Genomic DNA, 13252 nt, shown 5'->3' with positions numbered 1-13252 from the left:
GTTAACGAAGCATTAAACATATAAAGGTCCACTATGCGGTGGAAAGTCCGTGATCGAACGCACTGGCCGTTGTCCAATATTTCATGCCGGAATCCACGCTGATCGATTACACTGTGACACAGTTTGAAGATGCCATGGCGAAAGGTCTTCTCAGATGAAGATCACCTGTCCGGACTGCAATACCTCCTATGGAATTAAACCTGAAGCCCTTGGGCCAGAGGGTCGCAGTGTGAAATGCGCCAAGTGCGGCAACCGGTGGTTTGTGTCTCCCAAAGATGAAGACAAGGACACGGCCGCATTCGAAGCGGATGCCGCGGAAGACGATAGCCCCGGCAAGCCGGCGGCTGACAACAAAACAGACACCGCCAAGGACGAAGAAGATTGGGCCGCGGATGCTGATGCTGGCGTAGACGATCAGGATGACTTTGCCGCAGAGGACGACCCAGAGCCGGTTGCGGACGTCAAGCCACCGATAAAGGACACATCGCCGTCCAAGGCTGAGGCCGGCTCTCAAAAATCAGCCGCAGAAGCGGCACCAGACGTCGATCCCAAATCCGCAGATATCGAGACACTGGCAAAGCGGCCTAAGATCATAGTCAATCCCGACAAGTTCCGGACCAATAGAATTGGCGCAATCATTGATTGGCTCTTGCGGCGGAATTACCGGCGCATTGGAGGTGTCTTGCTGCTCGGCGGAGCGCTTGCCATGACTGTAATGCTGGTTTTGATGCGCGATACGTTGGTCAAACAATCCCCGGACCTTGCGAGCCTGTACAGCATGGTTGGCCTGGATGTGAACTTGCGTGGATTGGAATTCAGAAATCTCAGAACATTTATGGAAGTAGAAGACGGGCGGCGTGTTCTTGTAGTAGAAGGCTCCATTCGAAACCTACAGAAAGAAAGAAACAGCGTCCCCGCGGTCCGGTTGTCCATACGAAGCGCAGACTTTCAGGAAGTTTATGCCTGGACCGTCGAACCCCGAACCAAAAACCTGAACGCCCTTGATGAAACCCGGTTCAGAACCATTCTGGCGGATCCGCCAGCCGGAGCTTCCGACATTCAGGTGCGGTTCGTTGATCGCGACCAGCGCAATATCGTTCTCGAGTGACCATGACAGCCAACATTTTCACGCTTTATGACGAAGACACCATTGCAGAGCGGGTCGCCTCGCTCGCGGGGGAGATCACCAAAGCCGATCCGGACCGCTTGCTGGTGGTCGCCGTTTTGAAGGGAAGTTTTATCTTCGCAGCCGATTTGGTGCGCGCAATGCACCGTGTGGGTCTTGAACCGGAGATGGAGTTCATCCATCTATCTTCTTATGGAGCTGGCACCGAAAGCCAGGACATCCGCATATTGCGCGATGTCGAAAGTGACGTTAACGGCCGGGACATAATTCTCGTGGATGATATCCTGGAATCCGGTCGGACACTGGCGTTTGCGAAAGATCGATTGATCAATCGGGGCGCCAAATCGGTACAGATCGCAGCCTTGCTGGACAAGCCTGAGCGCCGCAAAGCTGCCATATCTGCTGATTACGTTGGCTTTACCTGTCCTGATAAGTTTGTCGTCGGATACGGTATGGATATGGGGCACGCCTGGAGGCAATTGCCCTTCATTGGTTACGTGATTCCGCCAGAGGCGGAGGCAACGGACGGCAAGACGGGAGAGTGAGCATGGCTCGCATTCTTCTTACAGAAGATGATGAAGCAGTGCGCAGCTTCGTGAAAAGAGCGCTTGAACTCGACGGCCACACTGTGGACCCGGCAGAGGACGGCGGCGAAGCTGTGGAGATCCTGACCAGAGAAAAGGGTAGCTACGACCTGCTCCTTTCCGACATCAAAATGCCTGTGATGGACGGGATCGCATTGGCGCTTCACACTGCGCGAGACTACCCAAACCTTCCAATTCTCCTGATGACAGGCTTTGCAGACCAGCGGGAGCGCGCCAGCGGGCTCGATGCTCTCGTGCATGACGTGGTCACAAAGCCGTTTTCTCTTGCAGATATTCGCGCTGCGGTTCGTGGTGCAATCTCAGGTGTGCAGCCACAGGCGAACCGCCGTTACGCCTAAACGTTTACAGCAATGATCGAATAAAAAACCCCGCCAGGAGCGGGGTTTTTTGTGCCTTACTTTATACCGAACTCAAGTCAGTACCGTTTCAGCAGACGCTCAAGATAATCCAGCTCAAGCTGCGGGCGGGACGGATCTGAGAACCGGCGGCGGAGTTCTTCGAGAATCCGGCGAGCGCGCTGAACATCAATCTCGTCAGGGATCTGAACCCGGTTGTTGAAGTCAGGACCCTCGGTCCGGCGCGGACGGCCGAGCGGATCTTCGTCCATCGGCGACGGTCCGCTTGGATTTCCGGCCCCTTCGCCCTGGCCCATCATTTGTTCGGTCATGCCTTGCGCGCCGCGCCGCAAGGCATCCAGCGCATCACCTTGCTGACCAAGCGCTTGCTGGCCCTGACCTTCGCCGAGCGACTCCTGGGCCTGGCCCATCGATTCGCCAGCCTCGCCAAGCGCCTGGTTCTGACCCATGCCGTTCTGGTTCATCTGCTCCATGAGTTCCTGGAGCTTTTGAGCCAATTCGCCCTGGCCCTGCTGAAGCTGATCCAGCATCTGCTGTAGTTGCTCTTGCGTGAGCTGTTGCTGCTGCCCTTGTTGTTGCTGACCCTGCTGACCGGGCTGGCGCTCACCCTGACGCTGTTGCTGCTGGTCCTGATTGAACTGATGGGTGTCGTCCATGAGCTGCTGCTGGCGTTGGATCATCTCGCCAAGCTCATTGAGCATCTCCATCATTTCGCTGGACATGTTGTTTGGCATCATCTGCGGCCGACCGGCCTGCAGATTTTCCAGCATTTGCTGCATTTGAGCCAAAAGTTCACGGGCAGCATCCCGTGACCCGGTGCGGGCGAGTTCTTCAATGCGGTCCAGCATCTCGCTCAAGTCCTGCTGGCTGAGGGACTGCTGGTCACCGTTGAAGGGCTGCATGGCCTGCGGATTGCGCTGCATTTGTTCGGCGAGCGCTTGCATATACTCGCTCAGCGCCTGACGCAGTTCCTGGGTCAGGCGCGCGATTTCCTCGTCACTCGCCCCTTCTTCCAACGCCTTGCGCAACGCCTCCTGTGCTTCGCGCAGCTTCCGCTCAGCCATGGAAAGATCGCCGTCTTCGATGGACAGCGCCAGATCCCACAACAATGGCAAAAGCGCTTTGAGCTCCTCGTCCGTATTCGCCTTGATCAATTGGCGATAGGCGAAGTCCATTCCGAGATAGGTGCGCGCCTGGACGTCGAAGACATCCGGGGCCAGCATCAAGGCGTCAAACGATGTGATGACCGTCGGATGGTTTTGCGCATCCAGAGCCAGATTGCGCCGCTGTTCCACAACTGCACGCGCAAGCGGTTTGCTGAACCGGCGTTGCGGCAACGTGATCCGGTAGTGTGGTGAGATGCCTTCTTGTCCAGCCTGATCACGCGCCAGAAGGTTCAAATCCACTTCAGACCCGGCCCAGGGGTGAGATGTCAGATCCCGGATTGTTTCGCCTGTTTTCGCGGTCCCAGCCTGCGGAGGCAGGGAAAGCGGAAAAATAGGGGCATCCGCCAACGGGCGCGGCACATGGCCGTCAGCCCGGTTGGGATCCGGCAACGGCGTGATACGGGCTTCTGCCGAAACCACGCCGTAGTCGTCATTGACGAGATAAGAAAACTTCAGCGCCCCGCTCAGCTGCTCTTCCGGGTCGTCCGTCAGGCGGATGACCGGAGCATCATCCGGGCGGACGGCAAAGACAAAGGTGAGGAACGGATCGTTACCAGACTTCAGATCGACAATACCGGTCGTCTCAAGCGTCAACCGGCGTTCTTCTGGAAGCAGCATCCCCGCCTGCGCACTCGACTGAGGCCCATCCGTTGCGGGATCAATGACTTCGGGTTCGCCCTCAGCCCCTTCCGAGAAGGTCATTACAAGCTCTTTCGCACCTTGTGTGCGAACAACGAGAACAGAGCCTTCAGGGACCGAGATAGGGGCGCCCGGATCTCTCAACTGCGCGCTTTCACCAGTCAGATAGATTGGTGGCTCGCTGGTATAGAGCGGCGGCGTCACCCAGGCATCCAGGCGGCTGGGCGGTTCAACGGTCGTAAACGGGTTGCGGAACGCAGACCCCAAGCGCTCATTCAATTGCGGTCCGGCTGCAAAAAAGCCGATCAGAACAAGGCACACCGCGACAACGCGAATGGCGAGAGGGTCACGGCGGTAGGCTTTGGGCTGCGGGCCTTTGGAGCGGATGTCGGCCAGCGCCTGTGCCGTGCGCCGCTGATGCAGCATCCAGATTGCTTCACTCTGGCGATCGCCGGCACCGACTGACAGTTCATCCTCAAGCGTGGTCAGCGGTCGGTGACGATATTCAGAGGATTGTTCAACCCGGGTCAAAGCTTCGCCGCGGGTCGGCCAGGAGATCTTGAACAGATCACCGGACACCCAAATGGCGGCCCCCAGGAACAGGACAACGCCAATCGGCCCCATCCAGACCGGCAGGACCAGCCATAGCCCAAGCCAAGAGACGCCGACAAACAAAACAACGACGATCAACAGAGGGAACAGGGCCCGCCAGCAACGCTCGGCAAACAGCGCCCATGTGCTGTGCCGAACAAGACGGTTCAGCCGTGATCGGATCAGGGCAGGCCAGCCAGCATGTTCCACGGACTCGTTCCGGATCGGATCCGGCTTGTCGTCATTGGTGTGCAAAGGCACCTCCAGATGCTCACAGAAGCAAGGCCGCCGGATAGCGTCCTGCTGCTCCTAGCTTTTGTCCACCCTTATAAGAGTGAGGCATCAGGGGCGCTCCGGCAAGTTGCTCAAACAACTAATTGCCGGAGAATTATGTCAAGAAGTCTTGAGCCAATCGGGAATTTTGTCGAGATCGAGCAGTTCTTCGTAGCTCGGTCGCGGACGGATGACCGCGAATTGATCAGCGTTTACGAGCACTTCCGGCACCAAAAGGCGTGAATTGTATGTGCTCGATTGCACCGATCCATAAGCCCCTGCAGAATAAACAGCCAGCATGTCACCGGCGTTTACTTTGGGCATATCCCGATTCTGGGCCAGAAAATCGCCGGTTTCACAGACCGGACCGACAACATCTGCCGTGAATCGATCAGCATTCACATCCGGCTCTGATACCGGGCGGACCTCGTGATAGGCTTCGTAAAGGGTCGGCCGGATCAGGTCATTCATGCCCGCATCGACAATAACAAAGTTCTTGTCGGCACCTTCCTTCACATAGATGACCTGCGTGACAAGGATCCCGGCATTGCCCGCAATCATGCGGCCCGGCTCAAACATCACCTTGCAGTCGAGTTCGCGCACATGCTTCTTCACGACTTCCGCATAGGCATCCGGATGCGGTGGCGGATCGTTGTCGGTGACATACGGAATGCCCAGGCCGCCGCCGAGATCGACATGGTCGATGGCATGACCCTGACCACGCAGATCCGTGATCAACTCGCCCAAACGTGCAAAAGCGCTGTCAAACGGCTCAAGCTCGGTGATCTGTGAACCGATGTGCATGTCGATGCCTGTGACCTTCAGGCCCGGCAGGCTTGCAGCGGTTGCATAAACCTCGCGGGCACGCTGCCATGGGATACCGAATTTGTTTTCCGCCTTGCCGGTCGCAATCTTCGCGTGGGTCTTGGCGTCCACATCAGGGTTGATGCGCATGGAGACCCGGGCTGTCTTGCCCATCTGGGTTGCGACGCGGGAGAGCTGATGCAGTTCAGGCTCAGATTCCACGTTGAAACAAAGGATGTCCTCGGTCAGCGCATAAGCCTGCTCGGTTTCCGTCTTGCCGACGCCGGAGAACACAATCTTCTTCGCCGGAACACCTGCTGCCCGCGCCCGGCGCAGTTCACCTTCCGATACAACGTCCATTCCTGCGCCCAATTGGGCCAGTGTTGCCAGAACCGCCTGGTTGGAGTTGGCTTTCATCGCATAGCAGACGAGCGACGGGATGTCGGCAAAGGCGGACGAAAACACCTCATAGTGCCGGGTCAGAGTTGCGGTCGAATAGACATAGAACGGCGTTCCGACTTCCCGGGCGATTTCCTCGATGGCCACGTCCTCTGCGAACAGGGCACCGCCTTTATAATCAAAATGATGCAAGGATCTTACTCGTGCAGATTGGTGTTCACTTAGTGCTTGTGATGGCCGTCAATTCCCGATCAGCGGATCGAGAATAAAGCCACCGGAGCTTGCCGTCGGTGCCGGTTGTTCAGGCGTATAAATGCCTTGTGTTTCGGCTTGAATCTCCGCCGGACTCGGTTGAGCTTTGGCCGCAGGCGTTTCCAAAGCGCCCTTGCGGCCGCAACCGGTGAGCAACAGACCAAGACATAGTCCTGTCATCGCGAAAGTCATCATGCGGCGCGTGGTCACCATTACAGCCCTTTTGGCGAAGAGTTCCTGTTGCTTTCTCCTCGCATGACAGACCCGATTGGGCAAGACCAGTCTTGGCTGTCATGCGGCAAATGGAAAGAGGGTTCAGCCCTTGGCCAGCTCTTTCAACCAGCGGCGCGCTTGTTTGCGCACATTTACCGGCGATGTGCCGCCATAGCTCACCCGGCTGCGGACCGACTTGTCGACCGACAGTACCGAAAAGACCTCTTGGGTGATCTTAGGTTCAACACCCTGCATCTCTTCCAGAGAAACCTTATGCAGTTCGATGCCTTTGCTGACCGCAATCGCAACAATTGCGCCGGTCACGTGGTGGGCGTCCCGGAACGGCAGGCCCAGAACCCGGACCAGCCAGTCAGCCAGATCGGTTGCCGTGGAATAACCGGAGCCGGCAGCCTTTTTCATGGCCTTCGTGACTGGTTCCAGATCGCGCATCATGCCGGTCATTGCCGCCAGAGCGAGGGAGATGCTGGCAAGCCCGTCAAAAGCCTGTTCCTTGTCTTCCTGCATGTCCTTGGAATAAGCCAACGGAAGACCCTTCATCATAACGAGAAGCGCCTGTAATGACCCATAGATCCGGCCGGTCTTGGCGCGCACCAGTTCAGCTGCATCCGGGTTCTTTTTCTGCGGCATGATCGAGGAGCCGGTCGAGAACTTGTCGGACAGCTTCACGAAGCCAAACTGAGCCGAGCACCAAACGACGATTTCTTCCGCCAAGCGCGACAAGTGCATGGCTGTCAGGGACGCCGCACCCAGTGCTTCAATCACAAAATCCCGGTCGGAAACAGCATCGAGCGAATTTGCAGTCGGACGATCGAACCCCAGCGCTTCCGCTGTCATTTTCCGGTCGATCGGAAAGGACGTGCCGGCAAGGGCAGCAGACCCGAGGGGGCATTCGTTCATCCGTTTGCGCGCATCCCGGACGCGGCCCCGGTCCCGGGCAAACATTTCGACATAGGCCAGAAGATGGTGGCCGAATGTGACCGGTTGGGCGGACTGCAGGTGGGTGAAACCGGGCATGACGTCGCCAGCGTGAATTTCAGCCTTTTCGGCCAAAACCTGCATCAGTTCCGTGAGCTGAGCGTCCAGCGTGTCAAGCGTATCGCGGACCCAAAGGCGGAAATCGGTGGCAACCTGGTCGTTGCGCGAGCGAGCAGTGTGCAAACGGCCCGCAGCCGGACCGATCAGCTCCGCCAAACGGGCTTCGATATTCATATGAATATCTTCCAAGCCCCTCGAAAACTTGAACGCGCCATTTTCGATCTCTGACAGGATTGTGTCTAGACCTTGAACGATCTTGTCGGCATCGTCCCGCGTCACAATGTCTTTTTCCGCGAGCATGCGCACATGGGCTTTTGAGCCGTCAATGTCTTGCTTATATAGCTTCTTGTCGTAGTCGATGGAGGCGTTGATTTCCTCCATGATGGCGTCCGGTCCCTCAGCGAACCGGCCTCCCCACATGCGATTGCTCATGTCCTGTCCTTTGAAAGGCGCCCCTTGCGAGGTGTGAACGAATGACGAAGCCAACCGAACCTGCCAAGTCCTCCAATCGGAAACTCTATGCCGCGGGGCTCGCAGGTGCAGTGGCTGCTGTAGCGGCTCTATACGTGATCAACGGCCAAAATGGCAATATTGGCGGCGGCGAAAGCTGTTCGGCCGCCCTTGTTTCTGCAGAAGCGGTGGCCCCGCATGCCAAAGGTGAGGTGGCGGCCTTCCTTCCGGCCAGTCAGCCACTGGACCTCAGTAACCTGACGTTCCTGAGCCCGGATGACCAGCCCATTACCATGGCGGACTTTGAAGGCCGTACCGTGTTGCTAAATTTGTGGGCCACATGGTGCGCGCCGTGCCGCAAGGAAATGCCCGCTCTGGATGAGTTGCAGGCCGAGCTCGGTAACGCGGATTTTGAAGTGGTGGCGGTTAATCTTGACCGCGGCGGTCCTGAAAAGCCAAAAGCATTTTTGGAAGAAATCGGGGTTGGCAACCTGGCCTACTACCACGATGCCAAAAATGGTCTTTTGAAGGACTTGCGCAAAGTCGCCCGTGCCACGGGGCTTCCAACAACAATCCTCATCAGCCCGGACGGCTGCGAGGTTGGAACCATGTACGGTCCGGCGGAATGGGCCTCCGGCGAGGCCAAGGCCTTGATCAATGCGTCCATGACAAAACCGGAGGCGTGATCCGCCACCGGTCTGACCAAATGATCATATCGGCGGGGTGTGGATCCCGCCTGTTTCTTTAAACAGTGATGTCGACAGCTTCGCCGAGGCCTGGGATCTGGCGCTGTTCGCGCCGATCCTGCTCGTCCGTTGCCTGTGACTCTTCCAACTGTTGCGCAACCTGACGCTCTTGTTCGTTCTGATCACGAACCGCGTTGGTTGCCAGTTCACTGCGGACAGCGGCAGCGCTGTAGGCGGCAGATGAAGAGGTGCTGTCTGATACACTCGCCATATCGGATCTCCTTTGGCGTTGTATGGGCGAACGCTCTGCGTTCTAAACTGTTATGTCCACAACATCGCCGACCCCTGGGCCGGCATCTGTCTGTGCGCGCTGCTCGATTTGTTCAGCGACCCGGGCAAGACTTTCGGCCCGGTTTGAACTGAAATCCGCCTGCCGCTGCACTGTCTCTGCGACGACTGCAGACTGCCGCGCGTTGATTTGTTGTGCCTGCTGCGCAAGCTGGTCGCCTCTCGGCACCGCCAACGAAGGCTGGAATGCCGGGGACGCCCCATATCCAACTCCCTCTGGCATGACGGCACCGTTCGTTACGTAAAACACAACGGCTCATATTGTGCCGAAATCAGAGAAAATAAAGTAAATACAACAAGTTACTTGGCATGAGGCCTTATGAAGGCCTACTAAAGCCAAGACAAATTGATTAAAATTTTAGCTATCAGATTTAAGCAACTGACTTGATTTGCATTTATCAGATGCGGTGGTTGGCGACACGTGTCAGGAAATAAGGAACTCAAGAACCGCAACCGGCATGGTTCCGGTTCCGAATGGGGAGTTTCTTCAAAAATGTTAAGGAATGACCGCTGACGCGCGGACAAGGCTGCAATGAAGAATTGATCAGGCGCTGACGTCCACCTGGGTTCCAAGACCCGGGGGCGGGGCGGCGGCCTGAAGGCTCTCAGCGCCCTGCTGAAGAAGCGCCACGAGATTGGCGTCTTGCTGGGCTGCCATCTTCATCATTTCAGCCTGAAGCGCCTGGCCGGTCTGGGCCTGGGTCATGGCTACAAATGTGTTGGCAATCCCAACGCTGTCCATCTCGGTCTCCTAGTGATAGCCAAACACTAACCGCGCCGCCTTAAACACACGTTAACAAAAACTTACGGCATTTTTTCCGAGTTTAATTTTTAGAAAGCGCCTTGCGCTGCACTTTGCCCGAAGGTGTGCGCGGCAGTTCGGAAATGATCCGGTAAACCTTTGGACGTTTGTAGTCCGCCAATCGGTCGACCGCGAAAGTAGCAAGATCAGATTCATCGAAGTGCTCCGGGTCCGCTGGAACAACAAAAGCAGTGATCAAGTCGACCCCGGACCCGGAGGAAACCGTTGTCACGGCAACTTCAGAAACTGCCGGATGCGCGACCAAGGTGCGTTCCACTTCTTCCGGCGCAACGCGATAGCCAAACGCATTCATGAGGTCGTCGGCCCGGCCCTCATACCAGTAGTAGCCCTCTGCATCGGCGCGCGCCCGGTCACCCGTCAGAAACCAATCGCCTCGGAAAGCGGCTTGTGTTTCCTCTGGCCGGTTCCAGTACCCGAGCATCAAACCGGGCTCGTCCCGATGAACCGCCAAAAGACCGGCCGTGTTCGGCGCCGCAAACTTGTCGCCTTCTGCAGTTTCATCGAGGATCGCAACCTTCCGGCCGGTCTGAGGCCGCCCGGGCGAACCAGGCTTCACTGGCACGGTTGGGCTGCTGGAGAGGTAGGTGGAGATTTCGCTCATGCCCAGCGCTTCATAAAGCTCGCGTCCGGTGCGCGCCTTCCATGCGTGATAGAGCGCCGCCGGCAGGGCTTCACCGGCTGTCAGACCATGACGCAAGTTTGGAAAAGATCCTTCAGAAACCTCACCATACTTCAGGATCCGCCGATAAAGGCTAGGCACCGCCGCAAACAAAGTCGCATTGCTCGCAGTCAGAATTTCGGGCCAGATCTGAGGATCGCGCGGGCCATCATAAACGACACTCGTCGCGCCATTGGCCCATGGATCCATCAGCCCGACACCGAGCGTGTAAGTCCAGTTGAAGGCACCGGCGTGGAGCAAGCGGTCGTCAGCATGAATGCCATACCAACCCTTATACATCGGCGCCCGGGCAGCAGCAGCCCTTTGCGCGTGGAGGACACCTTTCGGAGTTCCGCTGGTGCCTGACGTGTAGATCAGAAACGCGGGGTCATCAGCCGCGGTGTTTTCAAATTCTCCGGGATCAGATTGTTTGAGCTGAGCGATCCGCTCGGGACCAATGACCCGCGCGGTCCCGGCCTGCGGTAAGGCCGTTTTGCCGTCATGGACAACACCTGCAGCACCAGAGTCAGAGAGAATTGTATCCGTTTCGGTGCTCGTAAGAAGCGCGGAGGTCGGAACGGGAACGAGGCCAGCCGCGATGGACCCGAAAAAGAGCAGCGGAAAATCACTGGAGTGTCCGATGCGCAAGAGAACCCGGTCGCCACGCTCAAAGCCCTCAAGCCTCAAGCCATTGGCAACCGCGAGGATTGATCGCGTCAGATCTGCGTAGGTCCAGGTTTCCAGACGCTCGCCCGCAACACCGATGACCTCCAGAGCGATCTTGTCCGGATCGGGACTTGCGTTGGTCAGGCAATAGCAGGTGAGATTCACAGCGTCGGGACCGATTAACGTGTCGGGACCGGAACCTCACCGCGGTAGTCGTAGAAACCGCGCTGTGTCTTGCGGCCAAGCCAGCCAGCTTCGACATATTTCACCAGAAGCGGACACGGACGGTACTTGGTGTCGGCAAGACCTTCATAGAGCACCTGCATGATCGACAGGCAGGTGTCGAGGCCGATGAAATCCGCCAGCTGCAGGGGCCCCATCGGGTGGTTGGCACCAAGTTTCATTGCCTTGTCGATGGATTCAACCGAGCCAACGCCCTCATATAGCGTGTAGATCGCCTCGTTAATCATCGGCAGCAAGATGCGGTTGACCATAAAGGCCGGGAAGTCTTCAGCAACAGCGATCTGCTTGCCCAGCCGGTCGCAGAACTTCTTGGAGGCCTCAAACGTCTCGTCCTCGGTCGCAATGCCACGAACCAGCTCCACCAGCTCCATGATCGGCACCGGATTCATGAAGTGAATACCGATGAACCGTTCCGGGCGGTCGGTTGTGGCAGCAAGCCGCGTGATGGAAATCGAGGATGTATTGGTCGCCAGGATGGCTTCCGGCTTCAGGATCGGGCAGAGCTGAGAGAAGATCTTGCGCTTGACCTGTTCGTTTTCAACAGCCGATTCAATCACCAGATCCGCATCGCTCAGAAGATCCACATCCTCGGCAGGCTTCAAGCGGGCCAGAGCGCCCGTGCGCTCTTCTTCAGTGATGATCGACTTGGATACCTGACGGGCCATATTGCCGTTGATTGATGCCAGGCCGGATTCGATGCGCTCCATTGAGATGTCGCTCAATCCCACTTCGTAGCCGGCCAGCGCACACACATGTGCGATCCCGCTGCCCATCTGACCCGCGCCAATCACGCCGATTTTCTTGATTTCGACTGCCATCTGAATATCCGATCTGAATAAAATGCCCGACTGGGCTTATTGCCGTTATTTTTGGCAAGTCTTTCGCCGAACAGCAAGAACCCCGGGGCGAAAACTGACATTCACCCCGGGGTCCGTGATCAATTTGCCGCAGGTCTTATTCGACTGACGCCTTCAATTCCGGCAGAACGTCAAACAAGTCGGCGACCAGGCCGTAATCCGCGACCTGGAAGATCGGGGCTTCTTCGTCCTTGTTGATCGCAACGATCACCTTGGAATCCTTCATGCCGGCAAGGTGCTGGATCGCACCGGAGATGCCGCAGGCAATGTAAAGATCCGGAGCCACGACCTTACCTGTCTGGCCGACCTGCCAGTCGTTCGGGGCATACCCGGCATCAACAGCTGCACGGGATGCACCAACCGCTGCGCCGAGGGCGTCGGCAACCGGCATGATGACTTCCTGGAACTTTTCTTCAGAGCCCAGCGCGCGACCACCAGAGATGATGATCTTGGCGGACGTCAGTTCCGGACGGTCAGACTTGGAAAGTTCCTCGCCAACGAATTCGGACAGGCCGGAGCCATCTGTGCCAGCAACGGTTTCGATGGCGGCAGAACCGCCTTCTTCAGCTGCTGCGAACGTGGATGTCCGCACGGTGATGACTTTTTTCGCATCGCCGGATTTCACAGTTTGGATCGCGTTGCCTGCGTAGATTGGGCGTTCGAAGGTCTCAGCGTCGATCACTGCGGTAACGTCAGAGATCTGCATGACGTCCAGCAGGGCTGCAACGCGCGGCAAGGTGTTTTTGCCGTTTGCGGTTGCCGGAGCAACGATCGCATCATAGTCACCAGCCAGGCCAACAATCAGGTCAGCCATCGGCTCGGCCAGCTGGTGCTCGAGTGCATCGCTTTCAGCAACCAGAACCTTGGCAGCGCCAGAGAGCTTCGCCGCAGCTTCAGCCACAGCCTGAACGCCTTTACCGGCGACCAGAACATGGACGTCGGAGCCCAGAGCCGCAGCAGCGGACATAGCCTTTGATGTCGCATCGTTCAGAGCGCCACCAGCGTGTTCAGCCACAAGAAGTGTTGTCATTTTCTTTCCTC

The 13252-nt window shown here is 57.3% G+C and carries 14 protein-coding genes; 4 read left to right on the top strand and 10 right to left on the bottom strand.

The window, feature by feature from the left end:
* Positions 1-154 precede the first annotated feature (154 nt).
* The 3 genes from ACQY4Z_RS12400 to ACQY4Z_RS12390 are packed head-to-tail and all read left to right on the top strand — an operon-like array spanning position 155 to position 2069.
* Positions 155-1108 (top strand): zinc-ribbon domain-containing protein, encoded by a 954-nt coding sequence (locus ACQY4Z_RS12400; protein WP_428521687.1) that lies wholly within the window; start codon positions 155-157, stop codon positions 1106-1108.
* A 2-nt stretch (positions 1109-1110) separates the two neighbouring features.
* Positions 1111-1671 carry a hypoxanthine phosphoribosyltransferase gene (gene hpt, locus ACQY4Z_RS12395; protein ID WP_409686456.1) on the top strand — a complete coding sequence of 187 codons (561 nt, stop codon included), beginning with the start codon at positions 1111-1113 and terminating at the stop codon, positions 1669-1671.
* A gap of 2 nt (positions 1672-1673) precedes the next feature.
* Entirely contained in the window at positions 1674-2069 is a 396-nt protein-coding gene (locus ACQY4Z_RS12390) for a response regulator (RefSeq protein ID WP_008196491.1), read from the top strand.
* Between the two features lie 77 nt (positions 2070-2146).
* Here ACQY4Z_RS12390 and ACQY4Z_RS12385 read toward each other — a convergent pair whose 3' ends face one another.
* From ACQY4Z_RS12385 to argH, 4 genes are all read right to left on the bottom strand, one after another.
* A complete protein-coding gene (locus ACQY4Z_RS12385; protein WP_428521684.1) occupies positions 2147-4744 on the bottom strand; it encodes a TIGR02302 family protein in 2598 nt (865 codons plus the stop codon).
* Between the two features lie 132 nt (positions 4745-4876).
* Positions 4877-6151 (bottom strand): diaminopimelate decarboxylase, encoded by a 1275-nt coding sequence (lysA, locus tag ACQY4Z_RS12380; RefSeq protein ID WP_428521682.1) that lies wholly within the window; start codon positions 6149-6151, stop codon positions 4877-4879.
* A 48-nt stretch (positions 6152-6199) separates the two neighbouring features.
* Complete coding sequence (gene lptM, locus ACQY4Z_RS12375; RefSeq protein ID WP_428521680.1) at positions 6200-6424, bottom strand: LPS translocon maturation chaperone LptM; 225 nt, start codon at positions 6422-6424, stop codon at positions 6200-6202.
* A 102-nt stretch (positions 6425-6526) separates the two neighbouring features.
* The gene (gene argH / locus ACQY4Z_RS12370; RefSeq protein ID WP_008190438.1) at positions 6527-7912 is read right to left on the bottom strand and encodes an argininosuccinate lyase; all 1386 of its coding nucleotides are present in this window, start codon (positions 7910-7912) and stop codon (positions 6527-6529) included.
* 41 nt (positions 7913-7953) lie between these two features.
* Here argH and tlpA point away from each other — a divergent pair, with 41 nt between their 5' ends.
* Complete coding sequence (gene tlpA / locus ACQY4Z_RS12365; protein ID WP_428521677.1) at positions 7954-8616, top strand: thiol:disulfide interchange protein TlpA; 663 nt, start codon at positions 7954-7956, stop codon at positions 8614-8616.
* 58 nt (positions 8617-8674) lie between these two features.
* On the opposite strand, the gene ACQY4Z_RS12360 is transcribed toward tlpA, so the two are convergent.
* The 6 genes from ACQY4Z_RS12360 to ACQY4Z_RS12335 all read right to left on the bottom strand — a co-directional run bounded on the left by ACQY4Z_RS12360 (position 8675) and on the right by ACQY4Z_RS12335 (position 13241).
* On the bottom strand, positions 8675-8887 hold the full coding sequence (locus ACQY4Z_RS12360; protein WP_008196545.1) for a hypothetical protein: 213 nt from the start codon (positions 8885-8887) through the stop codon (positions 8675-8677).
* A 42-nt stretch (positions 8888-8929) separates the two neighbouring features.
* On the bottom strand, positions 8930-9214 hold the full coding sequence (locus ACQY4Z_RS12355) for a hypothetical protein (RefSeq protein WP_428521675.1): 285 nt from the start codon (positions 9212-9214) through the stop codon (positions 8930-8932).
* 294 nt (positions 9215-9508) lie between these two features.
* Positions 9509-9706, bottom strand: a complete 198-nt coding sequence (locus ACQY4Z_RS12350) for a putative motility protein (RefSeq protein WP_055673057.1) — start codon at positions 9704-9706, stop codon at positions 9509-9511.
* A gap of 82 nt (positions 9707-9788) precedes the next feature.
* A complete protein-coding gene (locus ACQY4Z_RS12345) occupies positions 9789-11276 on the bottom strand; it encodes an AMP-binding protein (protein WP_428521672.1) in 1488 nt (495 codons plus the stop codon).
* Between the two features lie 14 nt (positions 11277-11290).
* A complete protein-coding gene (locus ACQY4Z_RS12340) occupies positions 11291-12172 on the bottom strand; it encodes a 3-hydroxybutyryl-CoA dehydrogenase (RefSeq protein ID WP_133952773.1) in 882 nt (293 codons plus the stop codon).
* A gap of 136 nt (positions 12173-12308) precedes the next feature.
* Entirely contained in the window at positions 12309-13241 is a 933-nt protein-coding gene (locus ACQY4Z_RS12335) for an electron transfer flavoprotein subunit alpha/FixB family protein (RefSeq protein ID WP_133952772.1), read from the bottom strand.
* Between the last annotated feature and the right edge of the window lie 11 nt (positions 13242-13252).

Origin of the sequence: Roseibium sp. (assembly GCF_965276855.1) — a bacterium.
GTDB lineage: Bacteria > Pseudomonadota > Alphaproteobacteria > Rhizobiales > Stappiaceae > Roseibium.
This window is presented reverse-complemented; position numbering and strand designations above follow the sequence as displayed.